We start from the raw sequence: 16,990 nt of genomic DNA on the forward strand, positions 1-16,990 counted from the left end.
TCCTCAGGTATCATGGTCGATCCTTTGCCAATCCATTACGCTTTGAGCCAAGGCTGCGCTCGGCAGCCATGGAGGAGTGAAATGAGGAGCAGTAACCCGGTCTTCTCGCGACGGGGGTTCAGCCGCGACAACGGCTACGCCGGCTTCAACACCGCACCGCAGGCCGGGTACGCACAGGGCAACCCGTACGCGCAGAACCCCTACGCGCAAAACCCCTACGCCCAGCAGGGTGTGCAGTACGGCGCGCCCCCGCAGGCCCCGGTCACCACCGACCGGATGACCATGGACGACGTCGTCGTCCGCTCGGCCATGACGCTCGGCACGGTCGCCCTGGGCGCCGTCATCGCCTGGGCGCTGCTGCCGGTCTCGGCCACCAGCTACGGCCTGGCCATCGGCTCCGGGCTGATCGCTGTCGTCCTGGCGCTGGTCCAGAGCTTCAAGCGGACCCCGTCGCCCGCTCTGATCCTCGGGTACGCCGCGTTCGAGGGTGTCTTCCTCGGCGTCATCAGCGAGATCTACAACAGCCGTTGGCAGGGCGCCCCCTTCCAGGCGGTGCTCGGCACCATGGCGGTTCTGGGCGCGACCCTGCTGGTCTACAAGGCCGGCTGGATCCGCGTCACCGCGCGCTACGCCCGTATGGGCATCGCCATCGCGATGGCCTTCATGGTCGTCATGGCGGTCAACCTGCTGCTGGTGGTGCTCGGCGTCGCCGAGAACGGCGGCCTGCGCAGCTTCGGCCCGCTCGGCGCGCTCGTCAGCATCGTCTCGATCCTGCTCGGCGCGTTCTACCTGACGCTGGACTTCAAGCAGATCGAGGACGGCATCGCCTACGGCGCCCCGCGCAACGAGGCCTGGCTCGCCGCGTTCGGTCTCACCGTGGCCCTGGTGTGGATCTACACGGAGATGCTGCGACTGGTGGCGATCTTCACCAACAGCGACTAGCCGCTGCGCCGTTCGGCGGACATGCGGTGAGGCGAGAGGGCCCCGGGCTGACACAGCCCGGGGCCTTGCGCCGCTCTAGAGCAGCTTGCGGGCCGCCCTCCTCAAGTCGTATTCGTGCACGATGGCCTTCGCGTGGCCGTACGCGAGGTCGTACTCGTGCCTGAGCCAGCTGACCTTCTCCTCGAAGCGGACCAGGGCGGGTCCTTCTTCTACGGTGCGCAGCCAGTCGGAGACTTCACGACCGGTGCAGTGGGGGATGCGGGCGAGCAGATTGCGGTGGGTCTCCTCGGAGAAGAGCTGGGACATCGGCGCCTCCGAACGCAAAGGGGATGTAAGCCGGTCCTTCACGTCACCGTGCCTGAGCGTTCGCGTATTGGCAACAGTGCGGCGCGTTACGCTCGGCGCGTGGTTGATACGACGCCCTTGACCCGAGCAGTGGATCACTTCGCCGACAGATTGCGCGCGGCGCCGCAGAGCCGGCTGCAAAGAGGAGCCGCGGCCGAGGCCCTGGCGCTGGCCAGGGAGTTGGCCCGGTGGGCTCAGCGTGTCGAGGAGCCGGGCAGCGAGCCCCGGCAGATGCCGGATGCCGGGATGTTCGCTGCGGCCGATCAGATTCTCGTGGCCGCGCACGACTTGGGGCTGGTGCTGCGCAGTGACAGTGAGGTCACCGAAGCGGTGAGGCTGGTGGAGGAGGCGCGGCAGCGGGCCGGGGTCTGAGGCCCCCGCCCCCTACAGGGACGCTATGACCCGGTCGGCCAGGATGTACACCATCTCCTCGCCGCAGGCGAAGGTGAGGGTGTAGGCGCCGGAGACGCCGGAGCCGCCGAGGAGGTAGGGGGTGTCGCCCGTCTCCACCGCCGCCGCCAGGCGCTCGGCGGTCTCGCGGTGCCCCGGGGTCATGCACAGGGTGGTGCCGTCGGCGAAGACGTAGACGTCGAGGGTGCCGAGCGGGCCCGGGCGGACGTCGGCGAGTTCGACACGGTCGGCGGCCAGCTGCTCCAGCGTGGTCACCGTGCGCTCGTGGTCGTTCACGGCCGGGGACTGCACCGGGACGAAGTCGGGGTGCGAGGGGTGCCGGCGGCGGGCCGCGGCCAGCTCGGGGGACTCCCCGGCGAACTCGTCGGCCTCGGTGGCCGGCTCGGACACCGGCTCCAGGCCGGCGAAGTCGCTCTGCCGGGGAAGGAACAGATCGGCGTCGGACAGGCCGAGCAGGGAGGGGGCGTCGGAGGCGTCACGGGCCTCCTGGGCGGCCCAGAAGGCGCGCGCCTCGGCCAGCTCCCGCTCCCGCTCCTCGGCGAGCGCCTCGGCCACGGCCGCGCGTATCTGGTCGGCGTCGGCGTGGGAGCGGGCGCCCGGCAGCAGGGCCCGTGCGGTGGCCGCCTGGTTCTCACCGAGCTGTCGCTGCAGCTCGCCGAGCTGACGGCGCAGCTTGAGAACGGTGCGCAGGACGGCGACGCCCACGGCGCCGGTGGCTGCCGTGGTGAGCAGCAGGGCGATCGGCATGGCGCTCACTGACGTACTCCCGGTTCAAAGTCGACCCCCGACTTCCTACATCAGCTTGAAGGGTGGACTATCCAGCTGTCAGTGCGTAACGTCACGAATCGGACAGGACTTTGGCCTCAGGGATTCTTCGAGCACCACGCTGACCTGCGTTGACCTGCATCAATGCGTCCCGCGAGCGAGATAGGTCACATCCTGGGCGAGATTGGATCACGGAAAGGCCCGGAACCGTGGTGTTTCCTCGGATCCGGGCCGATTCCTGACGTGACGTGCCTGTGTCGCTACGGACGGTGGGTCAGCTGAGGCGCTCGATGACCATCGCCATGCCCTGGCCGCCGCCGACGCACATCGTCTCCAGGCCGAACTGCTTGTCGTGCCACTGCAGGGAGTTGATGAGCGTGCCGGTGATGCGGGCGCCGGTCATGCCGAAGGGGTGGCCCACGGCGATGGCGCCGCCGTTGACGTTCAGCTTGTCGATGTCGATGCCGAGGTCCCGGTAGGAGGGGATCACCTGGGCGGCGAAGGCCTCGTTGATCTCGACCAGGTCGATGTCGTCGATGGTCAGGCCGGCGCGGCGCAGGGCCTGCTTGCTGGCCTCGACCGGGCCGAGGCCCATGATCTCGGGGGACAGGCCGGAGACACCGGTGGAGACGATGCGCGCGAGCGGGGTCAGGCCCAGCTCGCGGGCCTTGGTGTCGGACATGATGACGACGGCCGCGGCGCCGTCGTTGAGCGGGCAGCAGTTGCCGGCCGTGACCAGCCCGTCCGGGCGGAAGACCGGCTTGAGGCCCGCCACGCCCTCCACCGTGACGCCGGCGCGCGGGCCGTCGTCCTTGCTGACGACCGTGCCGTCCGGGAGGGTCACCGGGGTGATCTCGCGCTCCCAGAAGCCGTTCTTGATGGCCTGCTCGGCGAGGTTCTGCGAGCGGACGCCGAACTCGTCCATCTCCTGGCGGGTGACGCCCTTCCAGCGGGCGAGGTTCTCGGCGGTCTGGCCCATCGCGATGTACGCGTCGGGGACCAGGCCGTCCTCGCGCGGGTCGTGCCAGGTCGTGCCCTCCTGCTGGGCGACGGCCTCGGTGCGGGCCTCGGCCTCGGCGAACAGCGGGTTGTGCGTGTCCGGGAGGCCGTCGGAGCTGCCCTTGACGAAACGGGAGACCGTCTCGACGCCGGCCGAGATGAAGACGTCGCCCTCGCCGGCCTTGATGGCGTGCAGGGCCATGCGGCTGGTCTGCAGGGAGGAGGAGCAGTACCGGGTGACCGTGCAGCCGGGCAGGTGGTCCATGCCCATCTGCACGGCGACGATACGGCCGAGGTTGTGGCCCTGCTCGCCGCCGGGGAGACCGCAGCCGAGCATCAGGTCGTCGATGTCCCTGGGGTCCAGCTCGGGGACCTTGGCGAGCGCGGCCTGGATGATCGTGGCGGTCAGGTCGTCGGGGCGCAGGTCCTTCAGGGAGCCCTTGACGGCGCGGCCGATGGGGGAGCGGGCGGTCGAGACGATGACGGCTTCGGGCATCACGGCTCCAGTGGGCGGTGTTGTGTGAGCAGGGCCGCTTGGGAAGTTACCCGCACGTATGAATCAGGTCACTGGTGTGGTGGTGTGACACTGACCGCAGTTTTCTAAGCGCTTGCTTGGTCGGCTCGGGATCAGAGCGACGGGGCCGCCGGTTCTGCTTCCGGGACCCTGCGGCGGCGCCTGCGCTTCAGCAGGGCCCACGGCCCCCGCGGCCCGGTCGGCATCGCCGCCGCGACCTCCGTGCCCGCCTCCGAAGCCGCCTCGGCCGCGGCGCGGGCCACCGGCAGGAAGCCCTCGCGGCGCGTGACGTCCGGGCGCTCCTCCTCCGCCGGCCACAGGCCGAGGGCGGCGCAGACCGTGGGCAGGACCGCCATCGCCGCTGTCGCGTAGCCCTCCGCCGAGGGGTGGTAGTTGTCCGGGCCGAACAGCTCGCGCGGGTTCGCCTCGAACTCCGGGCCCAGCAGGTCGCCCAGCGACACCGTGCGGCCCCCCTGCGCCACCACGCCGATCGTCTGGGCCGCCGCGAGCTGCCGGGACGCCCGCCGGGCCAGCCAGCGCAACGGCTGCTGCACCGGCTCGATCGTGCCGAGGTCGGGGCAGGTGCCGACCACCACCTCGGCGCCGGCCGTGCGCAGCCGCCGTACCGCCGCCGACAGGTGCCGTACCGAACGGGTCGGCGGCATCCGGTGGGTCACGTCGTTCGCGCCGATCATGATCACGCAGATGTCCGGGACGGGAAACGGGGCCGCGAGCACCGACGCCACCTGGCGGTCCAGGTCGTCCGACTGGGCCCCGGGCACGGCGACGTTGCGCAGCTCCACCGGGCGCTCCGCCACCGCCGCGAGCCCCGACGCCAGCAGCGCCCCCGGTGTCTGGCCCGCCCGGTGCACGCCCTGTCCGGCCGCCGTCGAGTCGCCGAGCAGCGCCAGCCTGAGGACCGGTTCACCGGGGGCGTCGTAGGTGCGGCCGTACACGCCGTCGGCCACCGGCACCCGGCCGCCGCTGCCGTTGCCCACATGACGCCGGGCCAGCCGTACCTCCGCCAGCAGCAGGCCGACGGCGGCCGCGCCGACCAGGCCGGCCCCGCCGCCGCCGTACGCCGCCCCGGCCGCGATGCGCCGGGCCACTCGCGCCCTCGACATGCTCGTCATGCGTCGCCGCCACCTCCCTCGTAGCCGTACATCCACTCCTTGCCCCGTACAGGCCGTAGGCCAATCTCAACGGGGAGTGAACGACCACCACGCCTCACCCGTGGGCCGTAGGCTGGCTTGACCACTTAGACCACTGTTTTTTTTGCAGCAACCGGAGACAACGGTGCAATTCCACGACTCGATGATCAGCCTCGTCGGCAACACCCCGCTGGTGCGGCTCAACAACGTGACCAAGGGCATCCGGGCAACCGTCCTTGCCAAGGTGGAGTACTTCAACCCCGGCGGCTCCGTGAAGGACCGCATCGCCCTGCGCATGATCGAGGCCGCCGAGCAGAGCGGGGAACTGAAGCCGGGCGGCACCATCGTGGAGCCGACCAGCGGCAACACCGGTGTGGGGCTCGCGATCGTCGCTCAGCAGAAGGGGTACAAGTGCATCTTCGTGTGCCCCGACAAGGTGAGCACCGACAAGATCAACGTGCTGCGCGCCTACGGCGCGGAGGTCGTGGTCTGCCCGACCGCCGTGGATCCCGAGCACCCCGACTCGTACTACAACGTCTCCGACCGGCTCGTCCGCGAGACCCCGGGCGCCTGGAAGCCGGACCAGTACTCCAACCCCAACAACCCGCTCTCCCACTATCACTCGACCGGCCCCGAGCTGTGGGAGCAGACCGAGGGGAAGATCACCCACTTCGTGGCGGGCGTGGGCACCGGCGGCACCATCTCCGGCACCGGCCGCTACCTGAAGGACGCCAGTGACGGCAGGGTCCAGGTCATCGGCGCCGACCCGGAGGGTTCCGTCTACTCCGGCGGCTCCGGGCGGCCGTACCTGATCGAGGGCGTGGGCGAGGACTTCTGGCCGACCGCCTACGACCGCACCGTCGCCGACGAGATCGTCGCCGTGTCCGACAAGGACGCCTTCCAGATGACCCGCCGTCTGGCCAAGGAGGAGGGCCTGCTGGTGGGCGGCTCCTGCGGCATGGCCGTCGTGGCCGCGCTGCGGGTCGCCGAGCGGCTGGGCCCCGACGACGTGGTGGTCGTCCTGCTGCCGGACAGCGGCCGCGGTTACCTCAGCAAGATCTTCAACGACGAGTGGATGGCCGACTACGGCTTCCTCGAGGACGAGGGTCCCAGCGCCCGCGTCGGCGACGTCCTCAACTACAAGGCGGGCGGCTCCATCCCGTCCCTGGTGCACATGCACCCGGAGGAGACCGTCGGCGAGGCCATCGAGGTGCTGCGCGAGTACGGCGTCTCGCAGATGCCGGTCGTCAAGCCGGGCGCCGGGCACCCGGACGTGATGGCGGCCGAGGTCGTCGGCTCGGTCGTGGAGCGGGAGCTGCTGGACGCCCTGTTCTCCAAGCGGGCCTCGCTGGAGGACCCGCTGGAGAAGCACATGTGCCGGCCGCTGCCCCAGGTCGGCTCCGGCGAGCCGGTCGGCGACCTGATGTCGGTGCTCGGCGCGGCGGACGCGGCCATCGTCCTCGTCGAGGGCAAGCCGACCGGCGTGGTCAGCCGGCAGGACCTGCTGGCGTTCCTGGCCGAGGGTGGAAAGCAGTAGCTGAACGCAGGGTGAACCGTCGGTTTCCGTACGGCACTTGCGGGTGGTCTGCCGGTCGGGCGGACTTCGCGGAAGTGGTACGAGCGTGTCACGTCCGCGCAGCACACGCTTAACACGGGTCCGGCACATTAGGGGGTGTCGGCAGGTGCGGGAGCGGCTCCCCGCCCCGGCCGACGCCGAACGGCGCCAAGGACCTCCGGAGCGGCTCCCGGACCTCCATGGACGCCACGGACGCGTAGGCCCGGCCCTGACCCGGCCAGCGTCCCTCGCGGGGACCGCCGTCGTCCCGCCCCCCGGAAACGGGGGTGCGGCGGTCCCCGCGCAAGTCTTTCCGGCCGGTCCCCCGGACGTGCCGGTCAGCCGTGCTCGCGGGAGCGGCCTCGGCGGCCGGAGAGCAGCTCCGGGTTGAGCCGTACGGCCTGGGCGAAGTTGACGCCGACGATGCCGGCCCAGGCGGCCACCGTCCCGGCCACCCCCGCGATGCCGCCGCAGACGGCGGTCAGCGGGATCGCCAGGACCAGCGAGATGATCGCGAACCCGAAGCGCTCCGCCCAGGTGTCGGCGTCCTTGGGCCGCCGGGCGCCGCGCGCGCTCGTCATCTGCTGCTCGGCCAGGTGCCGCCGCACCCGGCGGTCCACCGCGTCGTCGATCCGCTGCTCGACCTTCTCCAGGAAGGAGTCGACCAGGGCGGCGTCGTAGTCGTCGCCCAGGTCGCGGCGGGCCCGCACCGTGGCGTCGAGTTCCTTGCGCAGGTCCGCGTCCCGCGAGTCCAGAGTGCTCATGCCGTTCAGGTTAGGGAGCGGCCGACCGCGCCGCACTGGGGATAGCCCCCCTGTCCCGGGTCAGGGCAGCAGGCTGACGACCCCGGTGTCCAGGTCGCACCGCGCCGCCTCCACCCCGGCGGAGCCGAACGCCGGGTCGGCGCGGATCACGTCCCGCACCCACGCGGTGTGCGCCCGCATCGTGTGCTCGGCCCAGTCCCCGGACCACACGCGGGTGCGCCGGGCGGCGGGCGCGATCTCGTCCACCAGCAGCTCCAGATGCCCCGGTACGGCCGCCCCGGTGCGCACGTGCTCCAGCGTGGCGGCGACCGCGCCGCACCGCTCGTGCCCGAGCACCAGCACCAGCCGGATGCCCAGTTCCTGGACGCCGTACTGGACGCAGCCGAGCACGGCCTCGTCCAGCACCTGGCCGGCCGTCCTCGTGCACAGCAGGTCCCCGAGCCCCTGGTCGAAGACCAGCTCCGGCGGCACCGGGCAGTCCACGCAGCCGACGATCACCGCGAACGGCTGCCGCCCGGCGGGGCCGCCGTACGGGCGGCGGGGGCGGCCGGCGGCGTAGCGCGCGTTGCCGGCGAGGAGTTCGCCGAGCGCGGCGGCCGGAGTGGACGGCTGTGCGGGGTGGAGCGTGGGCGCGGCCATGACGCTTCCTCAGGAGTCGGTCCAGTGGCGCCTGTTCATGGGCCCCGTTCACGGTACGCAGGGGAAAGGTCACGCTCCGTCGCCGTTTAACGACACTTGGCCGATTCGTCGCCGGATCATCGCCCCGGCGATACCGCGTCTTGCCTGACTGCATAGCGTCATGCAGAGTTCTTGGTGAGTGAATAGCTGGTCAACGGGCCGGCGTCAGTCCGCCGTGACGAAGGGCCGAGGGGAGTGTGGGCGTGATGTCGTCTCGCATCGCGGACCTGTCGGAGTCCATGCCGGCCGTGCCGTCCGCGCGCTCCGCGACCGTGGTCCTCGACGGCTTCGGACTCGGCGTCGCGGACGTCGTACGCCTCGCCGACGGGAGGGCGCGGCCGACTCCCGCGCCCGGGGCGCTGCTGCGGGCGCAGGAGTCCTGGAACGCCGCCCGGCGGATCGCGGCAACCGGACGTGTCTACGGCCGGTCCACCGGTGTGGGCGCCAACCGGAACGTGGACGTTCCCACCGAGGCCGCCGCCGGCCACGGCCTGCGCCTGCTGCGCAGCCACGCCGGCGCCATCGGTGCGGAACTCCCCGCCCGGCAGGTGCGCGCGGCGCTCGCCGTCCGCGCCAACCAACTGCTGGCCGGGGGCGCCGGACTGCGGCCGAGTGTGATCACCGCGCTGTGCGAGGCGCTGGCGACGGGCGCGTATCCGGTCGTCAACGAGTTCGGCTCCGTCGGCACCGGCGACATCGCGGCCCTTGCCCAGGTCGGCCTCGCGCTCGCCGGGGAGCACCCCTGGCGCGGCTCCGGCGCCCCCGCCCCACAGCCCCTGGACAACAACGACGCCCTCGCCCTGATCAGCAGCAACGCCCTCACTCTCGGCCAGTCCGCGCTCGCCCTGCACGAACTGCGCGGGCTCATCGGCGCCACCCAGGTCGTCGCGGCCCTGTCCCTGCTCGCCGTCGACGGCTCCCACGAGGCGTACGCCGCCCCCGTGCACGCCGCCCGCCCGCACCGGGGCAGCACCGAGGTGGCCCGGCGGATGCGGGAGCTGATCGGCGCCGCCGACCGGCCGGCCCCGCCGCTCGGCCGGATCCAGGACCCCTACGGCTTCCGCTGCCTGCCCCAGATCCACGGCCCCGCGCACGACGCGGCCGACGCGCTGGAAGAGGTCCTGGCCGTGGAGATCAACGCGGCCGCCGAGAACCCGCTCATCGCGCCCGAGGACCTCGCCGCGTACCACCACGGCGGCTTCTACGCGGCCCAGCTCGCCCTCGCCCTGGACCACTTCAGGCTCGCGCTCACCCAGGTGGCCCGGCTGTCCACGTCCCGTCTGTCCACGCTCAACGAGCCCGCCTGCACCCGGCTGCGGCCCTTCCTCGCCGACCACGAGCCGGCCTCCTCGGGCGTGATGATCCTGGAGTACGCGGCCGGCGCCGCCCTCGGTGACCTGCGGGCCTTCTCCGCGCCCGCCTCGCTCGGCCACGCTGTACTCTCCCGGGGCGTCGAGGAACAGGCGAGCTTCGCCTCGCTCGCCGCGCGGCAGACCCTGCGCGCGTGCGGTGCGTATCGTCTGGTGGCCGGCTGCGAACTCGTCGCCGCCGTCCGCGCGCTGCGCCAGCGCGACCTGCGGCCCGACCCGGGGCTGCCGGCCGGCCAGGCCTTCGCGCTCGCCGCGTCGGTCCTCGACGGCGACCCGGCCGACCGGCCGCTCACGGACGACGTGACGGCGGCGGCCGCACTGCTCGACCGGTTCACGGACATCTGGAGGGGGAGCGTGTCATGAGTGTGGACAGGAGCGGCGGGGTGGCTGACCGTACGGCACCTGGTGAGCCGTCCGGCGCCACGGACAGTCCCGCAGGCCGGCTGCAGGCGCTGTTCGAGGGGCACCGGCTCACCCCGACCCAGCGCCGGATCGCCCACAGCATGGTCCGGCGGGCCGCCGACGTGCCGTTCCTGTCCAGCGTGGAGCTGGCCGAACTGGCCGGGGTCAGCCAGCCCTCGGTGACCCGGTTCGCGGTCGCCCTCGGCTTCGACGGCTACCCGGCGCTGCGCAAGCACCTGCGCGAGGTCGTCCCCGCCGAACCGGCCGCCGAGGCGGGCGCGTTCAACGAGTACCAGCAGGCGGTCGAGGCCGAGATCGAGAACCTGAGGCACCTCGCCGAACTCCTCGCCGACCCGCGCCCGGTGCAGAAGGCCGGCCGCATCCTCGCCGCGTCCCGGCCGCTGCCGGTCCTCGGCCTGCGCGCGGCCGCCTCCCAGGCGTACGGCTTCTGCTACTTCGCCGCCAAGGTGCACCCGGACGTCCGGCTGCTCGACGAGGGCGGCACGATGATCCAGGACCGCGTCGACGCGGCCGTCCGCGCGGGCGCCTCGGCCCTGCTGTGCTTCGCGCTGCCCCGGCACCCGCGCGAGGTCGTCGACACCCTCGCCTACGCCAAGGACCTGGGGCTGACGACGGTCACGGTCGCCGACTCCGCGTTCGCGCCGGTCGCCAAGCACTCCGACCTGCTGCTGCCCGCCGCCGTCGGCACCGGGCTCGCCTTCGACACCGCGTGCGCGCCGATGCTGCTCGGCCGGGTGCTGCTGGAGGCGGTCTGCGACGACCTGCCGGACGCGCAGGCCCGGCTGGAGGAGTTCGACACGAAGGCGGCGGCCCGGGGTCTGTTCGTGGAGTGACCTGCCCGCGGGTGTGTTCTCAGACTCGTCTCACGTTCCCTCGCTACCGTGCCCGGCCGACAGCACTGTGCCGGGACGACGAGGAGGCGGATCGTGGCGCGCGGAGGGCAGGGGCTGGCCCGGGTGGCCGTCGTCGTAAGGGCCGGGGCCGCACCGCTGTGGTGGTCCGGGGTGGTCGCGGCCGGGATCGGGGTGCTGCCGCCCGGGGTGACCGGACGCCGGACCGGGGTGCTGGCCGGGGCCGCGCTGTTCCTGGTCGCCGCGGCCGCCGTACCGCTGGTGCGGCGCGGGCGCTACGCCGAACTCGCCCGCGCGGCGGCCCGCGCGGGCAAGTACGACGTGCTCCAGGACCGGGCGGTGACCGTGCGCAACTGGCGCCGGGGCCACCGCTGGTGGCTGCTGCTCGCCTTCGCCGTGGCCCTCGGCTCCGCCTTCGCGGTGCCCGCGGCCGGCGGCATGCTGCTCGCCGGGCTCGGCACCGGGCTGCGGCTGAAGGCCGCCTGGATCGGGCGGCGCGAGCGGGCCGGCCAGACGCTGCTGTGGGTGCGCGTCGACTGGCTCGGCCGGCGCGGCGGACGCCCGGTGGGCAAGGCCGTGAAGGGGCTGCGGAGTACGGGCGTCGCGGCCGGTGACGCGGCCCCGGGCGGGGCCCGCCGCCGCGGCGCCGCGCTCGTCTAGAGGGTGTCGCTCATACCTCGATGGTCTCCTCGATGCGCTTCAGCTGGTGCCGGGCCATCGCCAGGTTGGCCCGGCCGGCCTCGAGGACCAGGTAGAGGAACAGGCCGTTGCCGCCCCGGCCCTTGAGCAGGCGGATCAGGTGGTACTGGTCCGACAGCGTGATCAGGATGTCCTCGATCTCGGCCTTGAGGCCCAGGTGTTCCATCGTGCGCATCTTGGCGCGGATGACGTCGGTGTTGCCGGCGGCGGCCACGTTCAGGTCGAAGCTCTTGCTGCCGCCCATCGTGCCCAGCGCCATGCCGCTGGTGTAGTCGACGAGCGCGACTCCGGTGGCGCCCTCGATGGAGGTGAGGGCTTCCTTCAGCGCGGTCTCGGTGTTGGCCATGGTGGGTCCTTTCGAAGTGCTCAACTGTCGGTTGCGGTGCGCGCCTCGGTGGCCGTGGCGCGGGGTGTGCGGGTGGTACGGGTCCGGGCGGGTGCGGTGCGGGTGGCCGGGCGTGCGGTGGCCCGGGCGGCGGCCTCGGCGGCGTCGAGCAGCTCCCCGATCCGGGCGGCGGCCCGGCGGCCCTCGAGGTGCAGCCGGCCGACGTTGACCCGGCCCTCGGCGAGCAGGGTCAGCACGGCGGTGCGGCCGGCCGCGTAGGTGGCGACATAGCCGCCCTCGCCGCGCACCAGCAGCTCGCGCAGACCGCCGTGCCCGGTGGCGTCGCTGACCCGTACGGCGACGCCGAGCGCGGCGGCGGTGAGCGCGGCGAGGCCCTCCGGGTCGACTCCGGGGGTGTCATGGGCGACGACGAGCCCGTCGACGCCCGCCGCCAGGGCGCCGGTGAGCTGCGGCACCCGGGCCCGCAGCCGGCGCAGCTCCTCCAGGACGGTCTGGAGGTCCTCCTCGGACACGATCAGCTCTCTCCTCTCGGCGGGGCGGTGCTCGGCGGGGCGGTGCCGTTCAAAGCGCCTCCAGCGCATCCCTGAGCCTCTTCAGCAGCGCGATGTCGGGGTCGGTGACCGGGGGTGGGCAGGCCAGGGCGGGGTATGCCGGGGCGGGGTCCAAGGCCGCGGGCGGCACCGGTGCGAGGTGGCCGGCCGCCGCGAGCCGGCGCGCGTCGACCAGCGTGTGGAAGGCCTGCCGGCCCAGGTCCCGGGCGATCCCGGTGGCCGTGCGGACGCCGTCCACGCGGTCCAGGACCGCCCGCTGCCGGGGCGTGACCGGGGCGGCGGGGACCGGGTCCGCGCGGATCAGCGGGGCGCTGTCGATGGCCGGGTCGGGCCACAGCCGGTGCAGCAGCAGGCGCCGGCGCAGCGTCTCGCGTTCCAGCGCGACGACCGGAACGGAGGGCAGCGGGCCGGGCCGGGGGGCGTTGTCGTAGCGGAACCGGCCCGGGGCGCTGCTCGGGGCCAGTGCGAAGTACCCGGCGTCGTACAGCGCGTCCAGGTGGCACAGCTCCAGCGCCCCGGTCGGCAACAGCCCTGATTCCAGCAGGAGTTCGGCTGCCTGGGGCGGGCCGGCGGTCCGCGCGGCGGCCTGCTGCCAGGCGGCGGCCGCGAGGGTGCCGTGCGCCGTGAGGAGCACGTCGAGACCGGGGGCGAGCGGGCTCTCGGCGTGCACCACCCGGCCGTCGGCGAGGTGCAGGGTGCCGTGCTCGCGCACCAGGACGCCGGTGGCCCGCTCCTCCGCGAGCCGGGTCAGCATCGGCGACAGGGCCCGGCCGGCCGACTTGTCCCGCACCGGCAGCGGCGGTATGTGCGTCACGGTCATCCCAGCACCAGCCGGGCGGCCATCTCGCCGAGCCGGATCCGGGCCAGCGCGAGATTGCCGTCCTCGCGGCCGAGCCACAGGTGCAGGAACACGCTGCTGTCGAAGGACGTGTCCACGAAGCGCAGCAGGTGGTAGCTGTCGCGGTTGCTGACGATCACGTCCTCGACGGGCGGCCCCTCGCTGTCGGCCCCCGAGGTGAAGGCGCCGTGCTCGGCCGCCATCCGGGCCAGCTCGGCGGCCTCGGCGGCGGTCGTCTCATGGTCGCCGCCGGGCGCGTCGCCGACCGTGCCGAGCGCCAGTCCGCTCGTCCAGTCCACCAGCGCGGCACCCCGCGCACCGGGCAACCGCATCGCTTCCAGCAGGCACTCGTCGATTCCGGGCACCGTGGCTCCCCTCCCGCCTGGGAATCCGGCTGAGTGACGCCGACACTACGCAACGTGTGCGCGAGGAGTGAGGCCTTTGGCATTTTCCAGTGGAACATGCGTCCGGCGTACTAGTGTGGGTCAACTGACCTCTGTGGCGGGGGAGTTGATCCATTGGTCGGAGAGAAACCCGGAGGAGTCAACGGCTCCCGGGGGCCCGCAGGGTGGTGAGCGCGTCCGCGTGCGCTCCTCCGGACTCCGCCACCACCTCGGCGAGGGTCTGCGGCTCCCGTACGGTCGCGAAGGCCACGCCTCCCGAACCGTCCGGCGCGAAACCGTAGATCCCGGGCCGGACAAGGGAGTTGTAGGCGTAGTGGTGGGCGAAGCAGTACGCGCCGGTGTCCAGCGCCGCGGCGTGGTCGCCCTGCGCCAGCTCGGGCAGGACCCGTCCCTCGGCGAGCAGGTCGCCCGAGAAGCAGGCCGGCCCCGCCACGTCCTGCACCACCTCCGGACCCCGCTTGGGGCGCCCCTCGGCGTCGTACGCGGCGATCCTGAGCGGCCACGCCTCGGGCGCGAACACCGTCCGCGTCGCCACCTGTACGCCCGCGTGCGTCACCGCGATCCGCCGCCCGCCCGCGCTCTTGGCGTACTCCACCCGCGCCAGCACGGTCCCGTGCCGGGCCATGAGGGAGCGCCCGAACTCCGTCACCAGCCCGTACCGCCCCTCGAACAGCCCCGGCACCTCCTGCCTCAGCACCCGCACGTACTGCGCGTACGTCGGCGCCGTCGCCTCCGCGGTGAAGTCCACCGGCAGCCCGCCGCCGATGTCGAGCGTGTCGACCTGTTGCCGCCCGGCGCGCGCGTTGATCTCCTGCGCGAGCGCGTACGTCTCCGCCACGCCCCGCCCCAGCAGCGGCAGCGGGATGCCCTGCGAGCCGGTGTGCGCATGCAGCCGGGTCAGCCACGGCCGCTCCAGGAACGCCCGTACGACCCACTCGCGCGCCCCCTCGTCGCGCAGGCCCACCCCGAACTTCGAGGTCGCCGTCGCCGTGGAGGTCGTCCGGATCGAGCCGCCGCCGAGCTGCGGATTGACCCGGATGCCGAGCGGGGAGCGGGTGGGCGCCGCGTGGACGAGGGTGTCGAGGCGGTCCAGCTCCTGCGGGTTGTCGGCGTTCACGGCGATGCCCAGGGCCAGCGCCTCGCGCAGCTCGGCCGGGGTCTTCGCGGGCGCGTCCAGCACCGTCCGCTCCGCCGGCACCCCCGCGGCCCGCGCCAGTGCCAGCTCGCCCGGGCTCGCGGCCTCCGCGCCGAGGTCCGCCTCGCACAGCAGTCGCAGCACCGGCACCAGCGGGGCGGCCTTCACCGCGAAGGCGTGCAGCACCGGGGTGCCGGGCGGCACGGCCGTGTCGAACGCCGCCCGCAGGGCCGCCGCCGACTCCCGGATCCCGGTCACGTCCAGCAGCCCCACCACGGCCGCGTCCGGACCGATCAGCCGCTGCTCCACGGCGGCGCGCACCGCCGCGTCCCGCCGGACGGCCCGCTGCCGCGCCTCGGGTGCCTCGCCGTTCGCCCGGCCCTCGATGTCCCGCCGCACAGCCTCTCCCTCGTGTCGGCCTCCGGTATCCAGCCAAACACCGACGGCGCGTGAACGCGGCCGCCCCGATGTATTGACTAGTTCTATTCAGAAAGCCAGGATGTGAATAGACGTAGCAACAGGAGGAGGCAGACGATGTCGGGACCCCGCCCCGTACGAGCACCGCGCGGCACGGAACTGAGCGCCCTGGGATGGCAGCAGGAAGCCGCGCTGCGGATGCTGCAGAACAACCTCGACCCCGAGGTCGCCGAGCACCCCGACAAGCTCGTCGTCTACGGCGGCACCGGCAAGGCCGCCCGTGACTGGCGCTCCTTCGACGCGATGGTCCGCACCCTGAAGACCCTCAAGCAGGACGAGACCATGCTGGTCCAGTCCGGCCGCCCGGTCGGCGTGATGCAGACCCACGAATGGGCCCCGCGCGTCCTCATCGCCAACTCCAACCTGGTCGGCGACTGGGCCAACTGGGAGGAGTTCCGCCGCCTGGAGGCCCTCGGCCTGACCATGTACGGCCAGATGACGGCCGGCTCCTGGATCTACATCGGCACCCAGGGGATCCTCCAGGGCACCTACGAGACCTTCGCCGCCGTCGCCGCGAAGAAGTTCAACGGCACCCTCGCGGGCACGATCACCCTCACCGCCGGCCTCGGCGGCATGGGCGGCGCCCAGCCCCTCGCCGTGACCATGAACGACGGCGTCGCCATCTGCATCGACTGCGACCCGCGCGCCATCGAGCGCCGCATCGAGCACCGCTACCTGGACGTGAAGGCCGACTCGCTGGACCACGCGCTCCAGCTGGCCACCGAGGCCCGCGACGCCCGCCGCCCGCTGTCCATCGGCGTCCTCGGCAACGCCGCCGAGCTGGTCCCGCAGCTCCTCGCGATGAACGCCCCGGTCGACATCGTCACCGACCAGACCTCGGCGCACGACCCGCTGTCGTACCTGCCGGTCGGTGTGGCCTTCGAGGACATGGCCGACGCCGCCGCGAAGGACCCGGCCGGCTTCACCACGCGTGCGCGCGAGTCCATGGCCAAGCACGTCGAGGCAATGGTCGGCTTCCTGGACGCCGGCGCCGAGGTCTTCGACTACGGCAACTCCATCCGCGGCGAGGCCCAACTGGCGGGCTACGACCGGGCGTTCGCCTTCCCCGGCTTCGTCCCCGCCTACATCCGCCCGCTCTTCTGCGAGGGCAAGGGCCCGTTCCGCTGGGCCGCGCTGTCCGGCGACCCCGCCGACATCGCCAGGACCGACAAGGCGATCCTGGAACTGTTCCCCGAGAACGAGTCCCTGGCCCGCTGGATCAAGCTGGCCGGCGAGCGCGTCCACTTCCAGGGCCTGCCCGCGCGCATCTGCTGGCTCGGCTACGGCGAGCGCGACAAGGCCGGCGAGCGCTTCAACGACATGGTGGCCTCCGGCGAGCTGACCGCTCCGCTGGCGATCGGCCGCGACCACCTGGACTGCGGGTCGGTGGCCTCGCCGTACCGCGAGACCGAGGCCATGCTCGACGGCTCCGACGCCATCGCCGACTGGCCGCTGCTGAACGCCATGGTGAACGTGGCCTCCGGTGCGTCCTGGGTGTCCATCCACCACGGTGGCGGCGTGGGCATGGGGCGGTCCATCCACGCCGGGCAGGTGACGGTGGCCGACGGCACGAAGCTGGGCGGCGAGAAGATCCGGCGCGTGCTCACCAACGACCCCGGTATGGGTGTCATCCGGCACGTGGACGCCGGGTACGACATCGCGGAGTCCGTCGCGCAGGAGCGCGGGGTCCGGGTGCCGATGCGTGAGGGTGACGAGGCGTGACCCAGCGCTCCGCCGCGCCGAGCGGCAACGGTCCGGTGGGGGCCGGGCCC

18 protein-coding genes are annotated in these 16,990 nt (G+C 72.9%); 7 read left to right on the forward strand and 11 right to left on the reverse strand.

Annotated features, from left to right (window positions below):
* Positions 1-81: 81 nt before the first annotated feature.
* Positions 82-942 carry a Bax inhibitor-1/YccA family protein gene (locus A6P39_RS24895; protein ID WP_067045837.1) on the forward strand — a complete coding sequence of 287 codons (861 nt, stop codon included), beginning with the start codon at positions 82-84 and terminating at the stop codon, positions 940-942.
* Between the two features lie 75 nt (positions 943-1,017).
* On the opposite strand, the gene A6P39_RS24900 is transcribed toward A6P39_RS24895, so the two are convergent.
* Positions 1,018-1,248: a DUF4287 domain-containing protein gene (locus tag A6P39_RS24900; RefSeq protein WP_067045839.1), complete on the reverse strand. Its 231-nt coding sequence runs from the start codon at positions 1,246-1,248 to the stop codon at positions 1,018-1,020.
* A 99-nt stretch (positions 1,249-1,347) separates the two neighbouring features.
* Here A6P39_RS24900 and A6P39_RS24905 point away from each other — a divergent pair, with 99 nt between their 5' ends.
* A complete protein-coding gene (locus tag A6P39_RS24905; protein WP_079133388.1) occupies positions 1,348-1,659 on the forward strand; it encodes a hypothetical protein in 312 nt (103 codons plus the stop codon).
* Positions 1,660-1,671: 12 nt separating this feature from the next.
* On the opposite strand, the gene A6P39_RS24910 is transcribed toward A6P39_RS24905, so the two are convergent.
* From A6P39_RS24910 to A6P39_RS24920, 3 genes are all read right to left on the reverse strand, one after another.
* Positions 1,672-2,454, reverse strand: coding sequence for a hypothetical protein (locus A6P39_RS24910; RefSeq protein WP_067045843.1), 783 nt, complete (start codon positions 2,452-2,454; stop codon positions 1,672-1,674).
* Between the two features lie 283 nt (positions 2,455-2,737).
* Positions 2,738-3,958, reverse strand: a complete 1,221-nt coding sequence (locus A6P39_RS24915) for an acetyl-CoA C-acetyltransferase (protein WP_067045846.1) — start codon at positions 3,956-3,958, stop codon at positions 2,738-2,740.
* A 131-nt stretch (positions 3,959-4,089) separates the two neighbouring features.
* Positions 4,090-5,109 (reverse strand): SGNH/GDSL hydrolase family protein, encoded by a 1,020-nt coding sequence (locus A6P39_RS24920; protein WP_199840796.1) that lies wholly within the window; start codon positions 5,107-5,109, stop codon positions 4,090-4,092.
* A 163-nt stretch (positions 5,110-5,272) separates the two neighbouring features.
* Between A6P39_RS24920 and A6P39_RS24925 the strand changes: the two genes are divergently transcribed.
* Positions 5,273-6,664, forward strand: a complete 1,392-nt coding sequence (locus tag A6P39_RS24925; protein WP_067045850.1) for a cystathionine beta-synthase — start codon at positions 5,273-5,275, stop codon at positions 6,662-6,664.
* 356 nt (positions 6,665-7,020) lie between these two features.
* Here the strand turns inward: A6P39_RS24925 and A6P39_RS24930 are convergent, their stop codons facing one another.
* Positions 7,021-7,446, reverse strand: coding sequence for a hypothetical protein (locus tag A6P39_RS24930; protein ID WP_067045853.1), 426 nt, complete (start codon positions 7,444-7,446; stop codon positions 7,021-7,023).
* A 60-nt stretch (positions 7,447-7,506) separates the two neighbouring features.
* A complete protein-coding gene (locus A6P39_RS24935; protein WP_107304349.1) occupies positions 7,507-8,085 on the reverse strand; it encodes a carbonic anhydrase in 579 nt (192 codons plus the stop codon).
* A 245-nt stretch (positions 8,086-8,330) separates the two neighbouring features.
* Between A6P39_RS24935 and A6P39_RS24940 the strand changes: the two genes are divergently transcribed.
* The 3 genes from A6P39_RS24940 to A6P39_RS24950 all read left to right on the forward strand — a co-directional run bounded on the left by A6P39_RS24940 (position 8,331) and on the right by A6P39_RS24950 (position 11,428).
* Positions 8,331-9,857: an aromatic amino acid ammonia-lyase gene (locus tag A6P39_RS24940; RefSeq protein ID WP_107304350.1), complete on the forward strand. Its 1,527-nt coding sequence runs from the start codon at positions 8,331-8,333 to the stop codon at positions 9,855-9,857.
* Positions 9,854-10,750: a MurR/RpiR family transcriptional regulator gene (locus A6P39_RS24945; protein ID WP_234378908.1), complete on the forward strand. Its 897-nt coding sequence runs from the start codon at positions 9,854-9,856 to the stop codon at positions 10,748-10,750. Before A6P39_RS24940 ends, A6P39_RS24945 begins: the two co-directional genes overlap by 4 nt.
* 93 nt (positions 10,751-10,843) lie before the next feature.
* Complete coding sequence (locus tag A6P39_RS24950) at positions 10,844-11,428, forward strand: hypothetical protein (protein ID WP_107304351.1); 585 nt, start codon at positions 10,844-10,846, stop codon at positions 11,426-11,428.
* A gap of 10 nt (positions 11,429-11,438) precedes the next feature.
* Here the strand turns inward: A6P39_RS24950 and A6P39_RS24955 are convergent, their stop codons facing one another.
* From A6P39_RS24955 to A6P39_RS24975, 5 genes are all read right to left on the reverse strand, one after another.
* The gene (locus A6P39_RS24955; protein ID WP_067045860.1) at positions 11,439-11,813 is read right to left on the reverse strand and encodes a hypothetical protein; all 375 of its coding nucleotides are present in this window, start codon (positions 11,811-11,813) and stop codon (positions 11,439-11,441) included.
* Between the two features lie 20 nt (positions 11,814-11,833).
* On the reverse strand, positions 11,834-12,328 hold the full coding sequence (locus A6P39_RS24960) for a roadblock/LC7 domain-containing protein (protein WP_067045876.1): 495 nt from the start codon (positions 12,326-12,328) through the stop codon (positions 11,834-11,836).
* Positions 12,329-12,374: 46 nt separating this feature from the next.
* Positions 12,375-13,184, reverse strand: coding sequence for a hypothetical protein (locus tag A6P39_RS24965; RefSeq protein WP_067045862.1), 810 nt, complete (start codon positions 13,182-13,184; stop codon positions 12,375-12,377).
* A complete protein-coding gene (locus A6P39_RS24970) occupies positions 13,181-13,567 on the reverse strand; it encodes a hypothetical protein (RefSeq protein WP_067045863.1) in 387 nt (128 codons plus the stop codon). Before A6P39_RS24970 ends, A6P39_RS24965 begins: the two co-directional genes overlap by 4 nt.
* Before the next feature lie 178 nt (positions 13,568-13,745).
* The gene (locus tag A6P39_RS24975) at positions 13,746-15,140 is read right to left on the reverse strand and encodes a diaminopimelate decarboxylase (RefSeq protein WP_443052958.1); all 1,395 of its coding nucleotides are present in this window, start codon (positions 15,138-15,140) and stop codon (positions 13,746-13,748) included.
* 135 nt (positions 15,141-15,275) lie between these two features.
* On the opposite strand from A6P39_RS24975, the gene hutU reads away from it, so the two are divergent.
* Entirely contained in the window at positions 15,276-16,940 is a 1,665-nt protein-coding gene (hutU, locus tag A6P39_RS24980; protein WP_275883903.1) for a urocanate hydratase, read from the forward strand.
* Positions 16,941-16,990: the final 50 nt, after the last annotated feature.

The sequence above is a fragment of the Streptomyces sp. FXJ1.172 genome (genome assembly GCF_001636945.3).
Classification (GTDB): domain Bacteria; phylum Actinomycetota; class Actinomycetes; order Streptomycetales; family Streptomycetaceae; genus Streptomyces.

Bases quoted from the DNA above. Each gene is read 5' to 3' on its own strand.
- A6P39_RS24895 (WP_067045837.1), top strand. From the start codon at position 82: ATGAGGAGCAGTAACCCGGTCTTCTCGCGACGGGGGTTCAGCCGCGAC.
- A6P39_RS24900 (WP_067045839.1), bottom strand. From the start codon at position 1,248: ATGTCCCAGCTCTTCTCCGAGGAGACCCACCGCAATCTGCTCGCCCGC.
- A6P39_RS24915 (WP_067045846.1), bottom strand. From the start codon at position 3,958: ATGCCCGAAGCCGTCATCGTCTCGACCGCCCGCTCCCCCATCGGCCGC.
- A6P39_RS24920 (WP_199840796.1), bottom strand. From the start codon at position 5,109: ATGACGAGCATGTCGAGGGCGCGAGTGGCCCGGCGCATCGCGGCCGGG.
- A6P39_RS24930 (WP_067045853.1), bottom strand. From the start codon at position 7,446: ATGAGCACTCTGGACTCGCGGGACGCGGACCTGCGCAAGGAACTCGAC.
- A6P39_RS24935 (WP_107304349.1), bottom strand. From the start codon at position 8,085: ATGGCCGCGCCCACGCTCCACCCCGCACAGCCGTCCACTCCGGCCGCC.
- A6P39_RS24940 (WP_107304350.1), top strand. From the start codon at position 8,331: ATGTCGTCTCGCATCGCGGACCTGTCGGAGTCCATGCCGGCCGTGCCG.
- A6P39_RS24945 (WP_234378908.1), top strand. From the start codon at position 9,854: ATGAGTGTGGACAGGAGCGGCGGGGTGGCTGACCGTACGGCACCTGGT.
- A6P39_RS24955 (WP_067045860.1), bottom strand. From the start codon at position 11,813: ATGGCCAACACCGAGACCGCGCTGAAGGAAGCCCTCACCTCCATCGAG.
- A6P39_RS24965 (WP_067045862.1), bottom strand. From the start codon at position 13,184: ATGACCGTGACGCACATACCGCCGCTGCCGGTGCGGGACAAGTCGGCC.
- hutU (WP_275883903.1), top strand. From the start codon at position 15,276: ATGTCGGGACCCCGCCCCGTACGAGCACCGCGCGGCACGGAACTGAGC.